24 protein-coding genes and 1 pseudogene are annotated in these 24,610 nt (G+C 57.4%); 9 read left to right on the top strand and 16 right to left on the bottom strand.

All coding sequences use genetic code 11. The features are described 5' to 3' along the window. Positions 1-16: 16 nt before the first annotated feature. A complete protein-coding gene (locus AC2FGC_RS13045) occupies positions 17-226 on the bottom strand; it encodes an FAD assembly factor SdhE (RefSeq protein WP_496777586.1) in 210 nt (69 codons plus the stop codon). 44 nt (positions 227-270) lie between these two features. Then, the gene (locus tag AC2FGC_RS13040; RefSeq protein WP_496766884.1) at positions 271-663 is read right to left on the bottom strand and encodes a helix-turn-helix domain-containing protein; all 393 of its coding nucleotides are present in this window, start codon (positions 661-663) and stop codon (positions 271-273) included. Between the two features lie 91 nt (positions 664-754). On the opposite strand from AC2FGC_RS13040, the gene AC2FGC_RS13035 reads away from it, so the two are divergent. Both AC2FGC_RS13035 and AC2FGC_RS13030 read left to right on the top strand, forming a co-directional pair. Further along, on the top strand, positions 755-1,957 hold the full coding sequence (locus AC2FGC_RS13035; protein ID WP_496723637.1) for a pyridoxal phosphate-dependent aminotransferase: 1,203 nt from the start codon (positions 755-757) through the stop codon (positions 1,955-1,957). Between the two features lie 10 nt (positions 1,958-1,967). Beyond that, positions 1,968-2,369, top strand: a complete 402-nt coding sequence (locus AC2FGC_RS13030) for a hypothetical protein (RefSeq protein ID WP_496723639.1) — start codon at positions 1,968-1,970, stop codon at positions 2,367-2,369. Positions 2,370-2,380: 11 nt separating this feature from the next. On the opposite strand, the gene AC2FGC_RS13025 is transcribed toward AC2FGC_RS13030, so the two are convergent. Together AC2FGC_RS13025 and ppk2 are read right to left on the bottom strand one after the other, a co-directional pair. Further along, entirely contained in the window at positions 2,381-3,745 is a 1,365-nt protein-coding gene (locus AC2FGC_RS13025; RefSeq protein ID WP_496723640.1) for an MATE family efflux transporter, read from the bottom strand. A 105-nt stretch (positions 3,746-3,850) separates the two neighbouring features. After that, positions 3,851-4,774, bottom strand: a complete 924-nt coding sequence (gene ppk2 / locus AC2FGC_RS13020; RefSeq protein ID WP_496782558.1) for a polyphosphate kinase 2 — start codon at positions 4,772-4,774, stop codon at positions 3,851-3,853. 126 nt (positions 4,775-4,900) lie between these two features. On the opposite strand from ppk2, the gene AC2FGC_RS13015 reads away from it, so the two are divergent. Beyond that, positions 4,901-5,776, top strand: a complete 876-nt coding sequence (locus AC2FGC_RS13015) for an alpha/beta fold hydrolase (protein ID WP_496782557.1) — start codon at positions 4,901-4,903, stop codon at positions 5,774-5,776. A 6-nt stretch (positions 5,777-5,782) separates the two neighbouring features. On the opposite strand, the gene AC2FGC_RS13010 is transcribed toward AC2FGC_RS13015, so the two are convergent. Further along, a complete protein-coding gene (locus AC2FGC_RS13010; RefSeq protein WP_496782556.1) occupies positions 5,783-6,391 on the bottom strand; it encodes a carboxymuconolactone decarboxylase family protein in 609 nt (202 codons plus the stop codon). A gap of 190 nt (positions 6,392-6,581) precedes the next feature. On the opposite strand from AC2FGC_RS13010, the gene AC2FGC_RS13005 reads away from it, so the two are divergent. The 4 genes from AC2FGC_RS13005 (at position 6,582) to AC2FGC_RS12990 (ending at position 10,587) form a co-directional block, all read left to right on the top strand. Continuing rightward, a complete protein-coding gene (locus AC2FGC_RS13005) occupies positions 6,582-7,136 on the top strand; it encodes an NYN domain-containing protein (RefSeq protein WP_496782555.1) in 555 nt (184 codons plus the stop codon). 159 nt (positions 7,137-7,295) lie between these two features. Next, positions 7,296-9,254: a DNA topoisomerase IV subunit B gene (gene parE, locus AC2FGC_RS13000; RefSeq protein ID WP_496782553.1), complete on the top strand. Its 1,959-nt coding sequence runs from the start codon at positions 7,296-7,298 to the stop codon at positions 9,252-9,254. Continuing rightward, positions 9,251-10,021: a hypothetical protein gene (locus tag AC2FGC_RS12995; protein ID WP_496723652.1), complete on the top strand. Its 771-nt coding sequence runs from the start codon at positions 9,251-9,253 to the stop codon at positions 10,019-10,021. The genes parE and AC2FGC_RS12995 overlap by 4 nt, the downstream gene beginning before the upstream one ends. Positions 10,022-10,305: 284 nt before the next feature. Further along, positions 10,306-10,587 (top strand): hypothetical protein, encoded by a 282-nt coding sequence (locus AC2FGC_RS12990; protein WP_496723654.1) that lies wholly within the window; start codon positions 10,306-10,308, stop codon positions 10,585-10,587. 18 nt (positions 10,588-10,605) lie between these two features. Here the strand turns inward: AC2FGC_RS12990 and AC2FGC_RS12985 are convergent, their stop codons facing one another. The 10 genes from AC2FGC_RS12985 to AC2FGC_RS12940 form a co-directional block, all read right to left on the bottom strand. After that, positions 10,606-11,376, bottom strand: a complete 771-nt coding sequence (locus tag AC2FGC_RS12985; protein ID WP_496723656.1) for an alpha/beta hydrolase — start codon at positions 11,374-11,376, stop codon at positions 10,606-10,608. 68 nt (positions 11,377-11,444) lie between these two features. Next, positions 11,445-12,284 carry an EamA family transporter gene (locus AC2FGC_RS12980; protein WP_496723658.1) on the bottom strand — a complete coding sequence of 280 codons (840 nt, stop codon included), beginning with the start codon at positions 12,282-12,284 and terminating at the stop codon, positions 11,445-11,447. A gap of 74 nt (positions 12,285-12,358) precedes the next feature. Beyond that, positions 12,359-13,504, bottom strand: coding sequence for an iron-containing alcohol dehydrogenase (locus AC2FGC_RS12975; protein ID WP_496723660.1), 1,146 nt, complete (start codon positions 13,502-13,504; stop codon positions 12,359-12,361). Between the two features lie 67 nt (positions 13,505-13,571). Further along, complete coding sequence (locus AC2FGC_RS12970; protein WP_496782551.1) at positions 13,572-14,954, bottom strand: aldehyde dehydrogenase family protein; 1,383 nt, start codon at positions 14,952-14,954, stop codon at positions 13,572-13,574. Positions 14,955-15,048: 94 nt separating this feature from the next. After that, on the bottom strand, positions 15,049-16,410 hold the full coding sequence (locus tag AC2FGC_RS12965; RefSeq protein ID WP_496723664.1) for a glutamine synthetase family protein: 1,362 nt from the start codon (positions 16,408-16,410) through the stop codon (positions 15,049-15,051). 50 nt (positions 16,411-16,460) lie between these two features. Then, a complete protein-coding gene (locus tag AC2FGC_RS12960; RefSeq protein WP_496723666.1) occupies positions 16,461-18,146 on the bottom strand; it encodes a Na/Pi cotransporter family protein in 1,686 nt (561 codons plus the stop codon). Between the two features lie 148 nt (positions 18,147-18,294). Continuing rightward, positions 18,295-19,329, bottom strand: a complete 1,035-nt coding sequence (locus AC2FGC_RS12955) for a TRAP transporter substrate-binding protein (RefSeq protein WP_058274157.1) — start codon at positions 19,327-19,329, stop codon at positions 18,295-18,297. Between the two features lie 50 nt (positions 19,330-19,379). Next, the gene (locus tag AC2FGC_RS12950) at positions 19,380-20,699 is read right to left on the bottom strand and encodes a TRAP transporter large permease (protein ID WP_496723668.1); all 1,320 of its coding nucleotides are present in this window, start codon (positions 20,697-20,699) and stop codon (positions 19,380-19,382) included. Beyond that, positions 20,696-21,268: a TRAP transporter small permease subunit gene (locus AC2FGC_RS12945; protein ID WP_496723875.1), complete on the bottom strand. Its 573-nt coding sequence runs from the start codon at positions 21,266-21,268 to the stop codon at positions 20,696-20,698. The genes AC2FGC_RS12950 and AC2FGC_RS12945 overlap by 4 nt, the downstream gene beginning before the upstream one ends. Before the next feature lie 8 nt (positions 21,269-21,276). Next, positions 21,277-22,032 carry an N-formylglutamate amidohydrolase gene (locus AC2FGC_RS12940; RefSeq protein WP_496782549.1) on the bottom strand — a complete coding sequence of 252 codons (756 nt, stop codon included), beginning with the start codon at positions 22,030-22,032 and terminating at the stop codon, positions 21,277-21,279. 136 nt (positions 22,033-22,168) lie between these two features. Between AC2FGC_RS12940 and AC2FGC_RS12935 the strand changes: the two genes are divergently transcribed. Together AC2FGC_RS12935 and AC2FGC_RS12930 are read left to right on the top strand one after the other, a co-directional pair. Then, complete coding sequence (locus AC2FGC_RS12935) at positions 22,169-23,056, top strand: MurR/RpiR family transcriptional regulator (RefSeq protein ID WP_058275859.1); 888 nt, start codon at positions 22,169-22,171, stop codon at positions 23,054-23,056. Positions 23,057-23,134: 78 nt separating this feature from the next. Then, positions 23,135-23,890: pseudogene (locus AC2FGC_RS12930) on the top strand (hypothetical protein); the annotation flags it as partial. A 7-nt stretch (positions 23,891-23,897) separates the two neighbouring features. On the opposite strand, the gene AC2FGC_RS12925 reads toward AC2FGC_RS12930, so the two are convergent. Then, on the bottom strand, positions 23,898-24,572 hold the full coding sequence (locus AC2FGC_RS12925; protein ID WP_496723673.1) for a TIGR04283 family arsenosugar biosynthesis glycosyltransferase: 675 nt from the start codon (positions 24,570-24,572) through the stop codon (positions 23,898-23,900). Between the last annotated feature and the right edge of the window lie 38 nt (positions 24,573-24,610).

Here is a 24,610-nt window from a genome sequence, read left to right as displayed (position 1 = left end):
TAAGCCGGGTTTTCTTTTATTTTTGAAAGGTCTGAGCGATGTCCGATATCAATTCGGAATAGGTTTCGGGCGGCTGCACCTGCCCTGTGACCCACTGATAAAGATCCTGGTCGTTTTCGTGCAGCAACGCATCATAGTTATCCAGATCCGACGGCTCCATGGCCGTCAGGTTTCGGTCAGCATAGGCCGACAGGATCAGATCCATTTCCTTGATCCCACGTCGCATGGATCGCATCTTCAGCCGCTTAATTCTAACGTCCCGAGGTTCGTTCACCGACCTTGCTCCAGCATCAGACGCAGCCGTTTTTCCAGTTTCGCTGCCCGCTCGGCACTGGCGCGCATCTCGCCGCGAATGGAACGCAGCTCAGCCACGACATCCGCAAGCTCGGGTGCGCCCTCTTCCGCTTCGACGGGGGCATCCATGCCTTCGCCTTCACCGGTCAGCAACCACATGATCGACACGTTGACCATGCCTGCCATCATGGAAAGACGGTTCGCCCGCGGTTCGGACAGATCGTTTTCCCAAGCTGCAATTGTTGTCTTTTTCACGCCAAGCCTGCGGGCCATCTGGGCCTGGGTCATACCAGCCGCTTCGCGTGCCCCTGCCAGCCTGTCCCCGAATGTCGCAGAGTCCGGTCCGTACCAGTCATTCTCGTCGTTCATCGGGCTCTCCAATTCCATAATTCATATCGCTTGATCGTCATTCCGGCGCACCCTATGACAGTCAAGCTGAACATACAAATCGAGGCCGACCATGAGTTTCCTTTCTGCGACACTGTCACGCGTGAAGCCATCGCCCACCATTGCGATAACCGCTAAAGCGGCCGAATTGAAAGCTGCCGGGCGCGATGTCATCGGCCTAAGCGCGGGCGAGCCCGATTTCGACACTCCGCAGAATATCAAGGACGCGGCAGTAGCGGCCATCGCAGCCGGTAAGACCAAATACACAGCGCCTGACGGCATCCCAGAATTAAAGCAAGCCGCCTGCGCCAAGATGAAGCGTGACCACGGCCTGGATTACACGCCTGCCCAGATTTCGGTTGGCACCGGCGGCAAGCAAACTTTGTACAATGCCCTGATGGCCACGATGAACGAGGGCGATGAGGTTGTGATCCCTGCACCCTATTGGGTTAGCTATCCCGACATGGTGCTTTTGGCCGGAGGCACTCCGGTAATCGCGGAAACTTCGATCCAGACCAACTTCAAACTGACTGCAGATCAGCTTGAGGCTGCGATCACGCCAAAGACCAAGTGGCTTATCTTCAACTCACCGTCGAACCCCACCGGTGCAGGCTATAGCCGTGAAGAGCTGAAAGAACTGACCGATGTTCTGTTGCGTCATCCGCATGTCTGGGTCATGTCCGACGACATGTATGAACATCTGGCCTATGACGGGTTCGAATTCTGCACCCCGGCCGAAGTCGAGCCCCGCCTGTATGACCGGACGCTGACCTGCAATGGCGTCTCCAAAGCTTATGCCATGACCGGTTGGCGCATTGGCTACGCAGCAGGACCGGTCGAAATCATCGCCGCAATGCGCAAGATTCAATCGCAATCGACCTCGAACCCCTGCTCGGTCAGCCAATGGGCGGCGGTGGAGGCACTGAGCGGCACGCAGTCCTTTCTGGCCCCTAACAACGAAACGTTCAAACGCCGCCGTGATCTTGTTGTGCGCATGTTGAACGATATCGACGGCATCAGTTGCCCGACGCCCGAGGGGGCGTTCTACGTCTATCCATCCATTGCCGGGCTAATTGGCAAAACCACCCCCGCAGGCACTGTGATCGACTCGGATGAGGCTTTTGCCACCGCATTGCTGGAAGAGGTGGACGTGGCCGTCGTGTTCGGTGCGGCCTTTGGCCTGTCGCCAAACTTTCGGGTCAGCTATGCGACCTCCGACGAGGCGCTGACCGAAGCTTGCACCCGCATCCAGCGCTTTTGCGCGTCGTTGACTTGAGTAAGTGCAAATGACGTCGGAACTGCCCGAATATTATTTCCGCGTTCGCGAGAATGGTGCGGCGGTTTTCAGGATCGACACTGAAAACCGCCAGCGCCGGATCGAGATGGATCAGATCGCGGTCATCAACATCCGCAATGGCGAGGTGAAACCGCAAGGCCAACGCACGTTGTCCGACGCCGACAAGGCCGAGATTGCCCGTTGGATGGAGGCGCGAAAAACGTTGCTTGCCCAGCGCGATATCGACGACATTCATCGGGCTGTCGATTATCTGAACCTCACCACGCAATGGGCGCAATCCAAGGCAACACCAGAGCAGCTGGAAGACGTTACCGACCGGTTGCTGCTGGCCATGCATGATCTACGTTCTGTCCTGGTGCGAAAAAAGGCAGACCGCTTCAGCAAAGACTGACCCGCCGAATCTTACTCGGCGGGCACACCGACCTCGCGGACGGACCGCATCCAGAACCGCGCCATCAGCATAACCGCTGCGCAGGCCAGGCCCAGAACAAGGCCCAGCCAGACTCCGATTCCATCCATGCCCAAGACGAAGCCGAAGTAATACGACGACGTGATCCCCACGCCCCAATAGCTGAGTGCGGCCATGACCATCGGGACCTTTGCGTCCTGCAAGCCGCGCAGCAGCCCCAACGCAATGACCTGTGCGCCGTCCACCAATTGGAACAAAGCCGCCATGGCCAGCAGACCTGTACCGATCATCATAATTTCCGGACGCTGCGGGTCATCCGGTTCCATGAACAGGGAAATCAAAGGCTCGGCATAGGCAAGGAACAGGATAACAGTCACGACCGAGATCACCAAAGACATCCCCGTCACCGCAATCGCGCCGCGTTCCAGATGTGGCCTATCTTTCCGGCCCAACGCATTCCCTGCCCGGATCGTCGCAGCGTTTGACAACCCCAGATGCACCATGAACGTCGCGGATGCCAAATTAAGTGCAATGCCATGTGCCGCCAGCGGAACCTGACCCAGCCAGCCCATCATGATCGCTGACATTGCGAACAGGCTGACCTCGGACAGGGTTGTCAGGCCAATCGGGACGCCAAGGCGGAGAACGCTCAGAAACATCTCCCAATCCGGGCGCCAGAACCGTTGGAACAGGCTATGTTCGGGCAAAACGCGCATGGCGTATATCACCACGCAAACCAACGATACGATCTGAGTGACAACCGACGCGATGGCGGCACCCATCACGCCCAGTTCAGGGGCACCCCAATTGCCGAAGATCAGGGCATAGTTGGTGATCGCATTGACCACTGCCGCGGCCACGGTGATCCACAAAACGATCTGGGTCCGCTCCAACGCGGCCAGATAGGATTTCAGCACCATCACCAAAAGCGCCGGAATTAGGCCCCACCCAGCAACCCTGAGGTACTGGGACGCGGTTTCAGCGACTTGCGGGTCCTGCTTCAACGCAAGGAAAATAGGGTACGACCACCAGAGCATTGGCATCATGACGGCCGCATAGATAAGCGACAACCACAACCCCATGCGCGTTGTACGGCGAATACTTGTTTCGTCTTCTTCAGCCGCTGCTGTCGCCACCATCGGCATGACGGCCAAACCGAATCCGGCCCCAAACAGGAACAACACAAAGAAATAGCTGCTGGCCAAGGTCACGGCGGCCAGCGCCTCGACACCGTACCAACCCAGCATGACCGTATCCGTCAACCCAATAGCAAATTGGGCCAGGTGCCCGCCGATCAGCGGCAGGCCCAGTACAGAAATGGCCCGGAAGTGGCCACCATATGTCATCACCTTACTCATCCGAACAGCCTTATGCCCGGCCCGAGGCCGGGACAAGAGGCGAACGACGAAATTTCACCTTGAGACTACACCCGCAGGTTCAAATGTTACCTAAGAGGACTATTGTCACACCGTTTCAGGATGCAGTGAATTGCCCAGAATATGTTCCGAATGCTGGATCACGTGATGTGCCTGCCCGACGATCAAAGGATCAGGGCTGTCGACGATTTCATGGTTCTTGTCCGGATACTCCAGCGTGGACAGAAAGTGGCGCATGCAGTTCAGGCGCGCGCGCTTTTTGTCGTTCGATTTCACGATGGTCCACGGGGCGTCGGCGGTATCGGTATAGAAGAACATCGCCTCTTTGGCCTCGGTATAATCGTCCCATTTATCAAGGCTCGCTTTGTCGATCGGTGACAGTTTCCACTGTTTCAGAGGATCGGTTTCGCGGCTTTTGAACCGGCGTTGCTGTTCGGTTTGCGTGACCGAGAACCAGTATTTGTAAAGTTGGATGCCCGAGCGCACCAGCATCCGCTCCAGCTCGGGCGTTTGACGCATGAACTCGAGATATTCGTTGGGCGAACAGAAACCCATCACCCGTTCAACCCCGGCGCGGTTGTACCAGGATCGGTCGTAGAAAACCATTTCACCCACAGTGGGCAATTCCTGAACATAACGCTGATAGTACCACTGCCCTTTCTCTTCCCAGGTGGGTTTATTCAGCGCAACGACACGCGCTTGGCGTGGGTTCAGGTGCTCCATAAAGCGTTTGATCGTTCCACCTTTGCCTGCGGCGTCCCTGCCCTCGAACAGCAGGACAAATCGCTGCCCGGTTTCCTGCGCCCACAGCTGCACCTTCAGCAATTCTGCCTGCAGCTTCGCCTTTTCCGCCTCATACGCTTTGCGCGCCATCTTGCGGTCATAAGGATATTTGCCGCTTTCAAAGGCCTGACGAATTCTCTCGGGGCTAGGCTCAGCCGGTGAGGTTTTGGCTATCGCCGACAGGTTGGCAGGGTCTTGCACATTCTCGATCTGCGTCACTACTTCCATTCAGGTTCTCCTTGTCTCACTGTCCGGGAAAACGCCTAGCAGTCGGGTGAAAAACACGCTTTGATTGGTGTCAAACTTTTACATCTTTCTGGGCGTGTGCTTCAGGTACAACACAGGGCTTCGGCTATGGAAAACAAGTTCATTGATCTTAACGGCCAGAGGTTCCTTCTGCGCAGCTGGGGGGACCCCGACCTTCCGCCCTTGTTGATGCTTCACGGGTTTCCCGAATATAGCGGCGCGTGGCAGGACCTGGCCCCGCATCTGTCTTCCCACTTCTATTGCATCGCCCCCGATCAACGCGGTTACGGGAAAAGCTGGGCGCCAGAGGGCGTCGGCCATTATGCCCTGTCGCGACTGGTCTCGGACATGGTGACGCTGATCGAGGGGCTCGCCCGTCCGGTTTGTGTTCTTGGCCACGATTGGGGAGCGTCTGTGGCCTATGGTTTGGCCATGTTCCGCCCGGATCTGGTGGACCGATTGATCATCGCCAACGGCGTGCACCCAGTGCCCTTCCAACGGGCCATGGCCGCAGGAGGGGCGCAATCCGAGGCTTCGCAATACATCAATGCACTGCGCGCACCAGACGCAGAGGAGCGTTTGTCGGCGGACAATTTTGCCAAGCTTGAACAGTTTTTTCGTTTCGGGATGGGAACAGACTGGCTGACGGACCAGCAAATGCAGGCCTATCGTACAGAATGGGCGCGGCCCGGGCGGCTGGAGGCCATGTTGAACTGGTACCGCGCGTCACCGCTGGTGGTTGCGAAACCCGGCGCACGGCGCACGGATCTGCCAGAGCTGCCGAAGGACCGGTTGATGGTTCGCTGCCCCCACCTGTTGCTGTGGGGGCGTGAAGACAAGGCGTTGCTGCCAGAGTCGACTGAGGGGCTGGAAGACTACGCGCCGGACCTGACGCGCATCGACATTCCGAACGCTGATCACTGGCTGCACCATCAACAGCCCGAAGCGGTAGCGCACGCAATCATGGGCTGGATCGCGCGCTAAATCCGTTTACCGGTGCCCCCAATCCGCCGGGTCATCCGAGTTGTTGGGCGACAGGCCCAATATGTCGCCATCCGTTGAACACCCCAGCCCCAAAACGGTCCGGTTCGCATAAGAGAAATACGCGCAGACCTGATTGATTTCGAGGATTTCACCGTCGTCCCAGCCGGCCTTACGCAGGGCTTCCACGTCTTGCTGTTTCAACTCCGCCGGGGCCTCGGTCAGTTTGCGCGCGTAACACATGGCCTCAATCTGAGCCGCATCCAACGGGGCCTCCTCTGGTGTGCCAGCCTCAATCGCCACGCGAATTGCCTGGCTACGCTCCGGATCACCCAACAAACGCTGCAAACCGCTGTAATGGTGCTCGACACAATAGCTGCATTTGTTCAGCGCGCTTACCCACACGCCCAGCACCTCAAGAAACCACTTCGGGATCGTGTTGGCCGAATGGTGCAGCACGTTCTTGTACATGGCCATGTGACCTTCCATCGAATGTGGCCGCAAGGAATGCACCATCATGATGTTGTCGACATTGTTGCCGGGGCCAGTAACGCGATCGTACAGTTTCCTAAGTTTTCCTGTTGCTTCATCAAAAGGGATGGTTCTGATCCAGCTCATCTCTTTGCCTCCCGTATCTATTTGCTTTTGCAGCCAAACCTAAACAGAATGTAGAAACAATGCGAGGCCTTGGCCGACGCGTCTACCTGGAACATTTCACCCGACTGCAATGAGATCACTCTGGGCATTCTCCACCGCCACCTGATAAAGAACTGCCGACCCCCCGTTTCACTATTTTGAATTTTCAGCGATGCGCCTTCCTCTGTTCTTGTTTGTCCTGTCAATCTGCGGCCTGTTTGCGGCACTGTTCCACCCTGCTCTTTCTGATTGGGCAATGGTCGCAGGGCTTTGCACCGTTGCAAGCGCGATATTGCTGCTTGGAAAATGGTTGCGCAGATCGAAAGCGCCGGAGAACTGGGCCGTGGTTGATGGATCAAATATTTTGCACTGGCGAGAGGGCATTCCGGATATTGCCACCGTGCGAGAAGTTGTCGATGCTTTGACCGCCTCCGGCCTGACGCCCGGCGTCGTGTTCGATGCAAATGTCGGCTACAAAATCTCGGATCGCTACATGAATGACAAAGCCCTTGCCTCTCTGCTTGGGTTGCGCGTTGACCGTGTTATGGTCGCACCCAAGGGAACGCCAGCCGACCCGCTTGTTCTACAGGTCGCCCGCGACCTAAGTGCTACCATTGTCACAAATGACCGTTTTCGCGACTGGGTTGACGATTATCCGGATGTGCTGCAGGCCAAAGAGCTTGTGCAGGGTGGCTATCGGAATGGGGCTCTCTGGCTGGCGTTGTGACCGTGGTTCCAGCCTAGTCAAACATGTAGCGTTTCAACCTCAGCTCCCAATCGGGGCGCATCATAGCCGACAAACCGCACACAACACTTCGCGCGCCCCTTCCCCCGGACCACATCCCCTGCCATAATGGGACCAAACCCAAAAACAAGAGCAGCACCCATGCCCGACGATCTGTTGACGCCAGAAGCGACCAATACCTATGACGCCTCCTCGATCGAGGTGCTTGAAGGGCTGGAACCGGTTCGCAAACGCCCCGGTATGTATATCGGCGGCACGGATGAGCGTGCGCTGCACCATATGGTGGCCGAAATCCTCGACAACTCGATGGACGAAGCGGTTGCGGGTCACGCCAACCGGATTGAGGTCGAGCTGCACGCCGATTACGCTCTGACGGTGCGCGACAACGGGCGCGGCATTCCGATCGATCCGCATCCGAAATTCCCCGACAAGTCGGCGCTAGAGGTCATTCTGTGCACCCTGCACGCGGGTGGTAAGTTCTCGGGCAAGGCCTATCAGACCTCGGGCGGTCTGCACGGTGTGGGTGCGTCGGTTGTCAACGCGCTGTCGGATTCGATGGTCGTTCAGGTGGCGCGTGACAAGACTCTGTTCGAACAGCGGTTCTCGCGCGGGGTCCCTCTGGGCGCCGTCGAAAAAGTCGGCGCGGCCCCCAATCGACGTGGCACCACCGTGACATTCCACGCGGACGAAGAAATCTTCGGCCATCACAAGTTCAAACCCGCACGGTTGTTCAAATCCATCCGCTCCAAAGCCTACCTGTTCTCGGGCGTCGAAATTCGCTGGAAATCCCATATCGACGATGGCGAAACGCTGACCGAGGCCAGCTTCCACTTTCCCGGCGGTCTATCGGACTACCTGAGGGAAACGATGAACGGCTCGTCCACCTATGCCGAGCAGCCTTTTGCCGGCACTGTGGACTTTCGGGAAAAATTCGGTGCAGCAGGCAAGGTCGAATGGGCGATCAACTGGACGCCCTCGCGTGACGGGTTCATCCAGTCCTACTGTAACACTGTCCCCACCCCCGAAGGCGGCACTCATGTCGCCGGGTTCTGGGCTGCAGTCCTGAAAGGGATCAAGGCTTATGGCGAACTGATCAACAACAAGAAGGCCGCGCAGATTACCCGCGACGACCTGATCACTGGTGGCTGCGCGCTGGTGTCCTGCTTTATCAGCGAGCCGGAATTCGTGGGCCAGACCAAAGACCGCCTTGCGACGGTCGAGGCGCAACGGTTGGTAGAGAATTCGGTCCGCGACCATTTCGATAACTGGCTGGCCGCGGACACGAAATCCGCCGGAGCTATTCTCGATTTCCTCATTCTGAGGTCCGAAGAACGTCTGCGCCGACGCGCCGAGAAAGAAACACAACGTAAGTCCGCCACTAAAAAACTTCGTCTTCCCGGCAAGTTGGTGGACTGTTCTAGTTCAACACGCGACGGAACAGAATTATTCATCGTCGAAGGAGATTCTGCGGGCGGTTCTGCAAAAATGGGCCGAAACCGCAAAACGCAGGCCCTGCTGCCCTTGCGCGGCAAGATCCTGAACGTGCTGGGCGCGGCCAGTTCGAAACTGGGCACCAATGCCGAGATCAACGACCTGACGCAAGCGCTGGGTGTCGGTCTTGGCACCAAGTTCAACGTCGATGACCTGCGCTATGACAAGATCATCATCATGACCGACGCGGATGTGGACGGCGCGCATATCGCGGCGCTGCTGATGACGTTCTTCTTTACCCAGATGCGGCCGATGATCGACACGGGCCACCTGTATCTGGCCTGTCCGCCCCTGTATCGCCTGACCCAAGGCGCTAAACGCGTCTACTGTCTGGACGAGGCCGAGCGGGATGAGTGGCTTGAGAAAGGTCTGGGCGGCAAGGGCAAGATCGACGTTTCCCGCTTCAAAGGTCTGGGTGAGATGGACGCCAAGGACCTGAAAGAGACCACGATGGACCCCGCGTCCCGGAAATTGATCCGGGTCACCATCGACGAGGATGAACCCGGCGAAACCGGCGATCTGGTCGAGCGCCTGATGGGCAAAAAACCCGAACTGCGGTTCCAATACATTCAGGAAAACGCGCGGTTTGTGGAGGAGTTGGATGTTTGAGTTCGCTGAAGACAATCCTCGGTTCAAGGATTGCTACAAGCGCTGACATCAATGGACTTTTTATTCCTGCAAACAGCCTAAGCGAGCATTTGAAATCCTACTCGGAACCAGCTGTATTTGCTGCAGATGATTGTGGCGAATACAACATGGGCCTTGGCGGCAGCATGGCCAAAGTGAAAATTGGCGATAGATATTTCGCCCTATTGTCTTTGCATCAAGTCAAGAAAGGTCAGTTCGACTTGGAGCAAATTAGTCTTTTCAATTACGTGACAAATACAATGGTAACGGCGCAAAAAGCCGTGTTTCCTATTCAATCAAATGAAAGCGCCGACTGCATCGACTGTGTGCTTTGCGAATTCACCGATCCGGTATTGAAGGGTAACCTATCTCGGAATGGTTGGTACGATGCAGAATACGATCTGTCATTTGCGAGTACTAGGTCGGCCATTGCAGTATTCGCAATTGGCTACCCTGGTTGCCGCAACGAGATTGACTACGGCAGCTTCCAGTTTTCTATCGGTCCAAATGAGGTCATTGGCACAGAGACTCTGCCATGTATCGGTGATAGGCTCAGCTTCAAACCAATAAACTCACTTGAGTACGAACCTAAGGGAATGAGCGGAAGCCCTGTTTTTGGTGTGCATTTGTCTGACTTACATTTAAAGGTTTTCATGGCGGGTATCGTTACCGAGGCTTCCAAGGATCAGTTTCATTTTCTGCCGTTAAGCCGTCTAAGACGTTTTTTTGACCATGCTCTAACAAGTTAGGCCATTTTGCCCATTCTAGCCCCATACAACCCTCGTGCCCGGCCCTTAGGTCGGTTCGGAACGCGCCCGCCCTTGAGCGCAGGTCGGACGCATTGTTGATGCCTCGCATCAAGTATTGGATGGATAACGCGAGGCGCCCCCACATATGCACCCTAATCACCCCCCTTGCCTAACCCGTTGATCCCGTTCACACTTGCGCGCAATTGTCATCCAAGAACAAATTCTGAGGATCCGAGCGTCCAAGACCCAATTTGAACGAACAAATTTTCGAACGGGAGGACGACATGAAATCACTAACCCTCGGGCTGGCCTGTGCTTTGCTGGCCAGTCAGGCAGGCGCGCAGCAGTCGCTGATCGGCGCATCACCTATTCCGGTCGGGGCAGAGTTACGGTTCTGCTATTACAACGGCCTCGCTTATTCGGTGGACGCCTATGTTGTGATCTCTGGCAACAACACCGTGACCGAAACGTCCAGTGCGCGCGAAGAACACCTTCTGCGTTGTATCAAAGGCGGCGACGGCGTCATGAAGTGGAAACCAGAGAGCGGTATTCAGATCAATCGCTGAATTGAAAGGTCGGGCCTTCTAGCCCACCTTCCCCTCCAGCCAGTCCGCGATCTGGCCGGCGGGGTGTTCCCAGCCGGGTTCCATGAACAGGAAATGCGCGTGGTTTTCCACTGGCATAAACGTCGCGCGATCCCCGTACAGATTGGCCAGAGCACGGCAGGTGTCGGGGTTGACGGCGCGGTCCTCGGTTCCCGAGACGATCAGCACCGGGCAATCGACCTTGTCGATATCGACCTTCATCGCGTGGTGATCGTCGAACATCCAAAAGAACATCTCGAACATCACCCGCCCGCTTTCTGCACCCAGCTGGTCGAACACTTCACGCTGCTGCGCCTCGGGCATCTTGTTCAGCGCAAAAGGGGCCATCAGGTCGAACTCGACATGCATGGGCTGTTTCCAGAACGCCCCGCCCTCCATCAGCGCGCGCGGGATGGCGCGCTCATCGTCGGTTTCGGGCAAGGTGCCCCACGGCGCGTTCGGGTTGATCAAGACAATGGCACTGGCCAACCCACGCTCGGCCACCTGCTGCGCCACCACGCCCGCGATGGCATGGCCGAGGATGACAGGCTTGCTGTCCAAGCCCTGTACGAACTCGGCAATATCATTGGTATAATCCGCGACACTGGTATCCGTAAGCCCGGGGTCAGGTTCGGCCTTGGGGTCCCCGCCATGAAAGCGCAGTGCAGGGGTGTGCACCGTCCAGCCGCGCGCGCGGAAGAAACCCGCGTAGTCCGCCATGCACCAAGGTCCGGCAAAGGCCCCGTGGATCAGAACAATCTCTTTGGTCATCAAAACGCCCTCTCGTCACTTGCCCCCACTATGCGAGACGACAGGCGCGCGCGGCAAGGCCGCCGGGATCAGACCGACATACCGATCAGGGCTACGCCAACGGCCATCAGTAAGGCCGCACCAAGGCGACGCATCCAGTTGCCCTCATGCAGGAAGATAAACCCGATCAACGCAGCGAAGATCACCGAAGTCTCGCGCAGTGCTGAAACCGCACCCAGTGGCGCGAAATTCTTGGCGTAAAGCACCAGACCATAGGCCGTCATCGACACCAGCCCGCCCAGGATTCCGATCATCCAGACCTTGGTCGGAAGCTGTGCCAACGTATCCCGCTTTTTGATGCCAACAAACCCGGCAATGAACAGGTGCAGGAACGCGCCCCAGGCCCAGTAGCTAAGCGTATTGCCCGACAACCGCACGCCGATGCCGTCCACCACCGAATAGATTGAGATGCAAAACCCCGTACCCAGTGCAAACCACAGCGCCCAGCGCCCGACGCCGGACCGCAAGGCCGTCCAACTGCTGAGCTGAATACCAAGCGCGATCAGCGCAATCCCGCCCCATGCCTGTAGCGGCAGAACCTCGCCCACCAGTATCATCGCCCAGAGCGAGACCAACGCAGGCACGATACCACGGGCGATCGGGTAGACGACGCTCAGATCCCCATGCTGATAGGCTTTGCCGAGCATGTAGTAGTACCCAAAATGCACGACGGTCGAGATCAGGATGTATGGAAAGCTTTCAGCGCTGGGCAGAGGCAGCAGCAGGATCATCGCTGTCGCAGGGATGACATGCCCAAATGCGACAAGGCCCAAAGTGGTCGTTCGGTCGGCGGCTGTTTTGACGATGGCGTTCCACACCGCATGCAGCAACGCAGCCGTCAAAATGATGGCGATGACAAACAGAGTCACGTCCGAACCTTTCGCGCAGAGAGAACCGGCCCAAGATACGGGCCGGTTTCGTTACTTGCACAGAGCAAGACCGATCACAATGCAGCCTTGAACAGAGCGGTCAGATTGTCCTCAGTCAATTCGATTGGGTTACCCCCACAAGACGGATCGATGATCGCGCCTTGCACGAGTTCCGGGATTGCAGCTTCGGTCACACCCAGTTCGGACAGTCTGGTTGGGATACCCAGCGAGTCGTTGAACTCCTGCACAAAGCCGCGGACGCCGTCAAAGCCGCCATCAATTCCCAGATAGGCCGCCGCTGACTGAAACCGGTCAGCGATAGCTGGCGCATTGAATTCCAGCACTGTGGGCATGCAAACCGCATTGGTGGTGCCGTGATGAGTGTCGAAAACCGCGCCAATCGGGTGGCTCATGGCGTGGATCGCGCCTAGGCCTTTCTGAAAGGCGGTCGCTCCCATGGCTGCCGCGCTCATCATCTGCGCGCGGGCCTCGATATCTGTGCCGTCTGCATAGGCGCGTGGCAGGTACTCCTTGACCAGCCGCATACCTTCCAACGCAATGCCGTGGCTCATCGGATGATAATGCGGGCTGGAATACGCCTCGACACAATGCGCAAATGCATCCAGACCTGTGCCCGCCGTGATGAACTTGGGCATGCCAACCGTCAACTCTGGGTCGCAGATCACCACGGTCGGCAGAACCTTGGGATGGAATATGATCTTTTTCGCGTGGGTTTCGGAATTCGTGATGACACTGGCGCGCCCGACCTCGGACCCGGTCCCGGCTGTGGTCGGCACAGCGATAATCGGCGCGATGACATCGGCATCGGCGCGAGTCCACCAATCGCCGATATCCTCGAAATCCCAAACCGGGCGCGTCTGCCCTGCCATAAAGGCAACCATCTTGCCCAGATCCAACCCGGAACCGCCGCCAAAAGCGATCACACCATCATGGCCGCCCGCATTGTAGGCCGCGACACCTGCCTCAAGATTTTTTTCGTTCGGGTTCGGATCCACATCGCTGAACAACCCGCGCCCTAGCCCTGCGGCCTCCATGATATCCAGCGTCGCCGCGGTGATCGGTAGATCGGCCAACCCTTTGTCGGTGACCAACAACGGCCTTTTCATACCAGCGGCAGCACATGCCTCGGGCAATTCCTTGATGCGGCCTGCGCCGAATTTGATAGCGGTCGGATAGGACCAGTTTCCAACAAGTGACATGTCAGGTTTCCTTTGTGATTTGAGACCTGCCCGGCCGAGGGGGTCTGAACCGGGCAGGCCGTTGCCCTTAGCCCGTGACCTTTTTCAGGTGGTAGGATTTAGGACGTGTCAGGTTGTGATAGCCAATGACGGACAAACCGCCGCCGCGGCCGGTATTCTTGCAGCCAGTCCAACAAAGGCCCGGATCCAGATAATCAGCACGGTTCATGAACACGGTTCCGGTTTCGATCGCATCGCCCACGCGTGCGGCCCGTTCTACATCGCGGGTCCACAGGCTGGCGGTCAGACCAAATTCACTGTCATTCATCAAGGCGATGGCTTCGTCGTCCGAAGACACTTTCATAATGCCGACCACAGGGCCGAAACTCTCGTCCCGCATCACCCGCATGTCATGGGTGACGTTGGTCAGGATCTGCGGTGTCAGATAGGCCCCGCCATCGTCTTCGGGGAACGTGCCGATATGAGCCACCGCCCCGGCCGCAACAGCCTCGGCGATCTGCGCGCGCACCTCTTTGGCAAAGCGCACATTGGCCATCGGACCATTCGTTGTATCGCTGTCCAGAGGATTGCCCAGCTTATAGCCTTTCACAACCTCAACCGCCTTGGCGACGAAGGCATCATACAGGCTATCGTGGACGTAAATCCGCTCGATCCCGCAGCAGCATTGGCCCGAGTTGAACATCGCGCCGTCAATCAACGTATCCACGGCAGCATCCAGATCGGCATCGTCCATGACATAGCCCGGATCTTTGCCACCCAACTCGGTGCCAACACCGGTGAATGTCCCTGCAGCCGCGCGCTCCATCGCTTGGCCACCACCTACTGAACCGGTGAAGTTCACAAAGTCGAACGCATTGCCTGCAATCAGGTCATTGGTCACGTCATGGCTCAGGAAGACATTCTGAAATACATCTTCGGGCACACCCGCGGAATGAAACGCTTGCGCCATGCGCTCGCCCACCAGCAGCGTCTGCGTGGCATGTTTCAGGATCACAGTGTTCCCCGCGATCAGCGCCGGGGCCACAGTGTTGATTGCGGTCATGTAGGGATAGTTCCAGGGCGCCACCACAAAGACCACGCCATGCGGAATGCGCTTGATATAGCGTTTGAAGGCTTCGTCCTCGCCCACTGCGATATCAGCCAGAGACGCCTCGGCAATCTGAGCCATATGGCTCGCACGTTCGTTAAAGCCGCCGAACTCACCGCCATAACGTACCGGACGCCCCATCATGTGCGCCAACTCGGGCACAATCTCGTCATTCACCGCCCCAACCGCAGCCACACCGGCCATGACAAGATCAATACGTTCCTGCAACGGTCGCGCCGCCCATTCTGCCTGTGCCGCCCGCGATCGCGCTGCCGCTTCAAACGCCGCATCCCGTGACAACACCTCACGTTCAGCAAAAACCGATCCATCAATCGGCGAGACACATTTCAACATCTGCCCCATAACAACTCCATTTCCGAAAAAAACAGGATCACTGTTTCGTCTGGCTAAAAATATCCCGGGGGCGTGGGGGCAGCGCCCCCAGCCTGACCCGATCTCAAGCCCGCTCAAACCCGCGGGCAACTTCCCAATCAGTCACGACGCGCTCGAATTCCTCAATCTCGACTTCCGCTGCACGGGCATAGTGATCGACCACATCATCACCCATAGCCGCGCGTAGCATCGATGACCCGTGCAACGCATCGCGTGCTGCACGCAGATTGCCGGGGATCATACCGGTGTCTCCCTGATAGACATCACCGGTGGTGGGCGATTGCAGTTCCAGGCCTTCTTCGATACCGGCAATCCCGGCGGCCAACATGCCAGCCATCGCCAGATACGGGTTCATATCTGAGCCCGGAATACGACACTCAACCCGCACGGCCTTAGTCCCATCGCCGCACAGACGGAAGCCAGCCGTTCGGTTGTCCACCGACCAGATAATCCTTGTCGGCGCAAAGGTGCCTTTCATGAACCGCTTGTAGCTGTTGATGTAGGGAGCCATGAAATAGGTATAGTCAGCGGCATATCTGAGCAGACCCGCCATATAGCTTTTCATCAGCGCCGACATACCCAACGCGTCATCCGCATCATAAAACGCTGGCTTGCCATCCGCCCAAAGCGACTGATGCACGTGGGACGAGCTGCCGACTTTGTCGTGATGCCATTTCGGCAGGAACGTCGCCGCGTGACCGTGTTGCCAGGCGATCTCTTTCACCGCGTTCTTGGCGATCGAGTGGTATTCGGCCGTGTCCATCGCCGGGGCGTATTTGATGTTCAGCTCTTCCTGCCCGGTCTCGGCCTCACCCTTCGAGTTCTCAACCGGTATCCCCGCGTTCCACAAATGGTTGCGGATTGGGCGCATCACATGCTCTTCCTTGGTGGTCTGCAGGATGTGATAATCTTCGTTATAGCCCGAGATCGGCTCCAGATCGCGGAAGCCTTCCTTGCGGATCTGGTCAAAGCTTTTTTCGAACAGGAAAAACTCCAGCTCGGTGGCGCACATCGCGTCATAGCCCATGGCCTTCAGCCGGTTGACCTGCTTCTTCAAAATAGACCGAGGCGCGTGTGGAACCTCTTCATGGGTGTGGTGATCCAGCACATCGCACATCACCAGTGCCGTGCCTTCCAGCCACGGCACTGGGCGCAGCGTGCTCAGGTCCGGCTTCATGACATAATCGCCGTAACCCCGCTCCCAACTGGTCGAGGCATAGCCGTCGGGTGTCGCCATCTCCAGATCTGTGGCCAGCAGGTAGTTGCAGCAATGTGTCTCTTCCCATGCGCCCGCCACGAAATGGCCTGCGTGAAACCGCTTACCCATCAGGCGGCCCTGCATGTCCACCATGCAGACCAGCACCGTGTCGACCTCGCCCGCCTCGAATTTGGCTTTCAGATCAGCCAAAATCGCATCATTGCCCATCATTGGTATCCTTTGTCACTTGCAGAGACCTCGGTTTCGATTACCTGCCGTCAGTCATCGTTGGCTTCTTTTTCCATTTCCATCACCAGGCGCGTTTCCAGAACCTGACCGCTTTTGTAGAGGATCGGATAGGCTATGGCCGCGATATGCCCGTGCAGGTCCCGCATGGACCGCAGCGTTTCCAGGTGCAGATCGGAGGACTGGAAACTCTCAGTCTGACCGCGCTCCAACCGTTTGAGGTGCGCCTTGCGGCTATTGCGGGACATCCGCTTGACCTCGGCCTTGTCCAACACCAGCCGTCGGGCACAATCCATGTCGTCCACCAACAGCACGTGACGCGCCAGCGAGAAGCTTTCCAGAATGGCCGCGTGCAAATCTTTCAGCTCTTTCCAGCCCTGCGCTGAGAACTCCGAACGTTCGGTGTGTTTGATCTGCGCCGTCCGGGTCATCCGGTTGGAGACGACATCGCCCGCAGCTTCAAGACGGATGGCATATTCGACCAACCCTCGTGCGGCTTTGACCTGCCCTTTGCTCATATTCTGCCGCGGCATGCGCGCGACGAAACGGCGGATCTCGGTCAGTTGCGTATTCACCCGCTCGTCCTGCTGCCAAAGCGCTGAAATCGCGTCACTGTCATCCTGTTCGTAGATATCCAAAACGGGTCGGAACATACGCTCGACTTGCGTGATCATCTGCAACAGCTCGTGACGCACCGAGGACATCGCAACGCTGGCCCTTTCGCCGCTGGGGTCCCCCAGCGGTGTCAGCGCATCCGAAAACTGATCCAGCGCATTGGCCTCGGCTTTGGGCTCCGCCATCAGAACGGCCATCGGCTGTTCCAACTGGTTCACGAAGCCTGTGGCCAGCAGGAATACTGCCAAATTGAATCCGATATGTGCAAAAATTAGAGACTGCGCCGGGCTCGTCACCAATAGCGCCTCTTGCAACCCGCCAACATTCACGACGATCAGCATTACCAGCGCCGCGCTTCCCCGCAATAAGAGGTTGGCCAGAGGAATACGCCGGGCTGAGACGGTCATATCGCGCGTCAGCCACATTGGAATAAAGGCCGAACCCAGATTTGCTCCCAGCACCAGCGACAACCCGGCGGCAAAGGGAATTGCACCGATCTGAACCAAGGCCACGCACATCAGGATCGTCGCGACCGAGCTGTGCATGACAAAGGCCAGCACTGCGCCGACAATGAAGGCGCTGAAATAATCGGTCTCAAGATACCCCGCGATTGCGGGCAAAAACGCGCTTTCGCGGATCGGCTCAACTGCTTCGCGCAGGAATTGAAGCGAGATCAGGATAAAGGCGACGCCCAGAACGATCCGGCCCATAAGCCGTACATTCGACCGTTCGGATTTCAGGTACAGCCAACCGCCCAACGCCAGCAATGCGGGTTGAAGCCAGCCCAGATCATAGGACAGAACCTGAATGACTAAAGCGGCGCCCAAATCCGCGCCCAGAACACCCGCCAGCGCCATTCCAAACGTCACCATCCCCGCCGCAGCGAAACCGGTCAGCAAAACCGTAACGGCGGCCGAGCTTTGCAGGATCGTGGCCAGAACCATGCCAGCCCCCCCTGCAACAAAGCTGTTGGAGTGGCGTGTCAGGATCGACTGGAACAGCGCACCAAAGCGCCGTTCGATACCGGTACGAACCAAGCGTACGGCGAATAGCAGCAACATGGTTGCGGCAAAAATCTCAATCAAAAAGCTCGCGATAGCCATATGTTCACACCTCGTCTGACCGGTGCGCACAAATGTGCTTCCGGTTTTGTTTTTCTATTCTTGGAACAGACGAGAGCATAAATGATGTCGCTTATTGATGTCCAATCCCGACGCACGGGGTGCCCCACGCGTCGGGAAGAAGGGTTTCTTAGGTGTAACGATAGGGCCGACCAGCCTTTAGCATCTCGGCGTTGTAACGCTTGAAGATGTCGACAACTTTCGCTTTGGTCTCGGACTCGGCTGCGACTTCGTCCCAGAACTTCACGGCGGCTTCCTCAACGGTTACCCATTCTTCGTCCGGGATAGAGGTCAATTGCATCTTGGTGCCGTTGACGCGCAGGTTGGCCTCACCACCCCAATACCACCACTGACGGTAGTAATGTGACTGATCACAGCAAACCTTGAACAGGGTCTGCAGATCTTCGGGTAGTTCGTTCCAGCGGTCCATATTGGCAAAGAAGTGACCCGCCCAGGCACCCGACACGTTGTTGGTCAGGAAATAGTTGGTCACATCGGCCCAGCCGACGGTGTAGTCTTCGGTGATGCCCGACCACGCGATACCGTCCAGTTCGCCCGTTTGAACCGCAACCTCGATGTCTTCCCACGGCAGGGTTACCGGCACGACGCCGAACTGAGACAGGAAGCGCCCCGCCGTCGGGAAGGTGAAGATGCGTTTGCCCTTCATATCCGCCAGCGAGTTGATCGGGTCCTTGGTCGCAAAGTGGCACGGATCCCATGCACCGGCGCTGATGTGCTTGACGCCGACCTTGGAGTATTCCTCGTCCCAGATCTCGTTCAGGCCCCACTGGTTGAACAGCACAGGCACGTCCAGCGAATAGCGTGAGGCGAACGGGAAGTAGCCGCCAAACACGGTGACTTCGGTCGGCGACGCCATCGAGTCATCGTCCGATTGAACCGCGTCGATGGTGCCTTTCTGCATCGCACGGAACAACTCGCCCGTCGGGACCAGCTGATCGGCATAGAACAGCTCGATCTGCATCCGGTCACCGGCGATCTGGTTGAACATCTTGATCGCAGGATCAATCACATGCTCAGCCAGCGCAGGACCTGCATAGGTCTGCATCCGCCATGTGATCGTGTTCTGCGCCAAGGCAGGCGTCGCCAGTGGTGCGGCAGCAACGCCAACCCCAGCGGTTTTCAGAAACTTACGTCTTGTCGTCATGTCAATTCCTCTCCGTTAAAGTTTCTGTGCCCGTTCACCGAGCATTCTTATTAGTTTCCATAGACATACCCGGGCAACCACAGAGCGATTTCCGGGAAAATCATGATGATTGTCAGCGCCAGCACCATCACCGCGACAAAAGGAAAGATCGAACCATAGATGTCCCGCAGGGTGATCTCGGGCGGGGCCATCGCGCGCATCAGGAACAGGTTATAGCCGAAGGGCGGCGTCATATAGGCGATCTGCGTCGTGATCGTATAAAGCACCCCGTACCAGATCAGATCAAAGCCCAACTCGCCGACCAGCGGGACATAAAGCGGTGCCACGATGACCAGCATTGCCGTGTCATCCAGGAACGTGCCCATGACGATAAAGCTTAGCTGCATCAGGATCAGGATCATCCAGGGCGACAGGCCCAGTTGGTCTGTGAATAGGTTGTCGATGGCTTTTACGGCGCCGAGACCGTCAAATACGGCCCCAAAGCCCAGCGCGGCCAGAATGATCCACATGAACATGCAGGAAATGGCCAACGTCCGCTTGGTGCAGTCCTCGAATATCTTCCAAGTCATCCGCCGTTTGATTACGGACACAGCCAAAGCGGTGAGCGCTCCGATGGCCGAGCTTTCGACCAGCGACGTCCAGCCATTCACAAACGGCACCATCATGGCCGCAAAGATGATCAGCGGCAGCGCCCCTGCCCCCAGAAGCCGGATCTTCTCGGCCCGCGGCACTTCATGCGCGTCTTCCATCGCCGGTCCTAGCTCGGGTTGAATGCGGCAGCGGATCCAGATGTACAGAATGAACATGGCAGCCATCAGCAGGCCTGGGATGATACCGGCCAGCCAAAGTTGCCCTACAGGCTGGCGCGCGATCATCGCATAGAGGACCAGAACGACCGAGGGAGGAACCAGAATACCAAGACTGGACCCGGCCTGAATGACCCCGGTCACCATCGTCTTGTCGTAACCGCGCCGAAGCAGTTCCGGCAGTGCAATGGTCGCACCAATGGCCATACCCGCAACGCTGAGGCCGTTCATGGCCGAGACCAGCACCATCAACCCGATGGTGCCGATGGCCAGACCACCATTGATGGGGCCCATCCAGACGTGGAACATCTTGTACAGGTCATCGGCCAGCCGACTTTCACTGAGGACATAGCCCATGAAAATGAACATCGGCAATGTCAGTAGCGGATACCATTTCATCAGCTTCATCGCGGCCGAAAACGTGATGTCTTGCCCGCCTGTTCCCCACAGCGCCAAAGCGGCAATTGTTGCCACCGCGCCAATCGCGCCAAAGACACGCTGACCTGTAAACAGCATCAGCATCATCAAGGCGAACATGAAGATGGCGATATATTCCTGGCTCATGCCCGTGAGACCCCGATTTCCTGCCCGTTGATCCGGGCTATGTCTTTAAAGAATTCCGATATCGCCTGCAGCAGCATCAGGAAGAAGCCGAACACCATGATAGCTTTGACTGGCCAGATATACGGCCGCCACGCCGTTGATGAGCGTTCAAGCCGCCCGATTTCCTCGCTGCCTGTCAGAAGACCAATGAAATAGGAAACCGGTTCATCGCCCCAGTAGCCAAGGCTGTAGGCCGTTGACCCAAGCCCGCCATAAAACAATACGCCCAGGTAGAAGATCAGCAGCAGCACCGTGAAGGCATCGAACCACGCTTTCCGGTGTGGGCTCCAGTTGTGATAAAACAGGTCCATACGTACGTTCGATCCCAACTGGATCGAGTACGGCCCACCCATGATATAATAGGTCACCATCGCAAACTGCGCCATTTCTAGCGTCCAGAGCGATGGCAGAAAGAAGGTTTTGGAAATCGAGGACCACAGCAGGATGCCCATCATCACAAACAGGCCCCACATCATGACCCGCCCGATCCGGTAATTCACCGCATCGACGACCCGCACATATGACGCCATCGTTTTGATCACGCTGCGCCCCCTTTCTGAAAATCTGCAAGGGTCCGCGCGATCCAGAAAACCAGGCAATCGGCCATGGCCTCCTGCTGCTCGGGCGTTTGTATCAGGTCATTGCGGATCTCGATCATGACGTTCAACAGCCCTTTCGGCAGCGCCTGCGCGTCAAGTGTATGGGCAACCCCGTCCGCCGCCGAATACGGCTCATTCAAGCGAGTCTCATAGGGTTGGTCGGCGGGTGCTGTCGTCATCATTGCCCGGGCGAACCGGTCATCCACCCCGTGTAATATGCCCAGTTCCACCTCACGCGTCTGCCCATGGTAGACTGGTGTAAAGCTGTGGACCGTCACCATAAGTTCAAGCGTATGCCCATTTTGGGAGATCAGGTCAGACAGTGCCTTGCTGAAGGGCCGGTAGATGCTCTCAATCCTGCTTTCACGCTCTTCCTCGGACAGATCGACATTCGCTGGGATTTGATAGTCCTCGCTGCGCGTCGGCATGGCCCCTGCGGCTTCAGGCGGGCGATTGCAGTCATAGACCAGCCGGGACACCCCGCCATACACCAGAGGTGCCGACAGGCGTGCCGCCATCAGCTTGGCCACAGCCAATGCCCCGGGATCCCACGCGATGTGGCTTTGCAGCGCGCCCACAGGCAATCCCATATCCCCCAAGAACGCGGGAATGCGGCTGGACGCGTGTTCGCAGACCAGCATTACCGAAAGGGGACCATCCACTGTGTCCGTGTGAACGACTGTTCCGAAGTCCAAAATACCGCCTTGCGATTCCAATTAAGATGCGTGTGGAAAAATTTCCACAAGAGACCTTAACCTGTCAATATTTTTCCTGTATAAATTTCACCACTCTTGATCTTGCTGAAAAATTATTCACACTAAGATCGAAAAGATGCAGGAGGAACGCCGCGTGCGGGTGACGGACAGGCTGCTGGCCCACAAAGACAAGATGACCCCATCCGAGCGTCAACTGGTCAGTGTATTGCTGGACGACTACCCTATGGCCGGTCTCGGCAGCATCACCGAACTGGCCAGCGCGGCCTCGGTGTCCACCACGACAGTCGCGCGGATGCTGCAAAAGACCGGGTTTCAAGGTTATCCGCAGTTTCAGGCCGCCCTGCGGGGCGAAGTGAAAGAAATGATCTCGGGGCCGGTCGCCAAACGTGACTTGTGGCAAAACGACCTGCCTGAAGAGCATATCCTGAACCGGTATTCCCAACAGACACTCGCCAATCAGAAACGCACGATTGATGAGGTCGATCCAGACGAGTTCGACAGTTTCTGCAACTTGTTATGTGACCCCAACCGGCGCATCTTTATCACCGGTGGCCGCATTACCGGCACGCTGGCCCAATACCTGTACCTGCACCTGCAGATGATCCGCCCCGACGTGCGGTTGCTGCCCGTTGCAGCATCGTGGACACATGACTTGCTGGACGTTCGCAAAGACGATGTGCTGATCGCACTGGATGTTCGCCGATATGAAAACGCATCCCTGCTGATTGGCCAGCTGTGTCATGAACGCGAGGCCGAAATCGTCCTATTCACGGATCAATGGCGCTCACCCATTCACCGTTTGGCAAAGCACACCTTTGCAGCACGCATTGCCGTGCCGTCGGCGTGGGATTCAATGGCGGCCATTCTGGTTCTGATGGAATGCGTCATCGCCGAAGTACAAGAAAGGCTGTGGGATTCGGTTAAAGAGCGCACGGATGAGCTGGAACAAGCTTTTGACCGCACCAAACTGTTCCGAAAATTCGGTCAAAGCTCGGGCTCATAACGGCTTTTTACCACCCAAACGGAACAACTGAGCGTGAGGAGTGTTGCCAGCCGCATGGCAGGCCGTCACTTTGAAGGCATGAGTTTCGTGACCCAAAACCAACTGCCGCTCTTGATCCTTTTCTTTCTGATTGGATCGATTGGCACCGCCTTTCTTTTCCGTAAACCCGCCGGGCATCGTGCCTGGAAACTCGCGGACCTCGTCTGGGTCGTGCTGGGTGGCGTTGGCGCGCTGGTCGCGGTTTTGGCCGGGCTTTACACTTCGGATAGCTCGCGACTGGACCGCCAGATAGACGTGGCTTACGCCGCCGGGCTGGCCTTTGACCGCGATGCCGCGCGGTTCCGGCTGCGGTTTTGCGATCCGGCCTTTGACCCGGATACTGCTATTCTGTGCGAAAAGGTTGAATTCCTGTCGGCCTCAACCGCCAGCAATGCCGACCTGCCATTGTTCATTGCAGTCACAAATGAGGTCGCGCCATTGCAGGGGCTGCATTTTCTGTTTGGCAGTCAGGCAAAAGACGAACAGGACGAAATGCGCGCAATGGCCGACAAGGCTGATGCGTTCAACATCGATCAATTCCTTGTCTTTACCACTCTGGACGACATGACACAGGCCGCGATCGACAACATGCGCCGCAAAGTCCCCGCGATTGCCGGAGATTATCTGATCCTGGCGCAAAGCTATGATGATCTGGTGGAACAGGTCGGCAAGTTGAAGGACGAATGGGAATACCTGCAAGACAATGCCCATATACTTGTGCTGCAGATCATCGCGTTATGTCTGGTCAGTTTCGCGGCGCCGTTCCGGCTGGGCAAGTCCGTAGTCGAGCTGCGCGCGTCGCTCAGCGCCGATAGTCCTGCGCCAGCTTCGCAGGATCTGCCCCCAGAAAATACCGCGTCAGAGTCCACAGGTTCCGCCCTCCCCGACGCAACCAGCCCGCACGCTCATAGCGATCCGCGCTCGTAACTGCCCGGCTGGGCAGCAAAGTGATGCCGCGCAAGCTGCGGACCAAAGCGACGTCCTCCATCAAGGGTTGATCGGGAAAGCCCCCCGCCTTTCGATACATCTCACTCGGGACCAACAGGCCCTGATCGCCATAAGGCAGACCAAACAGACGACTGCGCAAATTGGCCCAACCCGCCACCCATGTCGGTGCAAAGCCTGACGCCCGAAACGCCAGACGAAACGCTGCCGGGGTTCCGGTGCCAAGGTGGTCGCCTACAACTTTGCTCCACCCCGCTTGCAAAACCGTGTCGGCATGCAAAACAAGCAGCCAGTCCCCTTTGGTTGCTGCGCATCCTCTGGCCAATTGCCCCCCGCGCGAAGGTGGCCCGGTCACGATCTCAGCGCCGGCCCCATCCGCAATCTTTAAAGTCTGATCAGTCGACCCACCGTCCGAGACGATCAATTCGCGGATCAGCCCCGCATGCAGGCCTTCCATCAAGGCCGCAAGGGTCGCGGGAAGGGTTCCTTCCGAATTCAGGGTCGGGATAACGATGCTAATCGGCGCAGGCACGGCGGAAACCCTCTGGTCATGGCAGCGGAAACCCCTAT

The sequence above is a fragment of the Ruegeria sp. CDSC054 genome, assembly GCF_059610645.1.
Note: the sequence above shows the minus strand (reverse complement) of the source record. Positions and strands in the feature narration are given on the sequence as shown.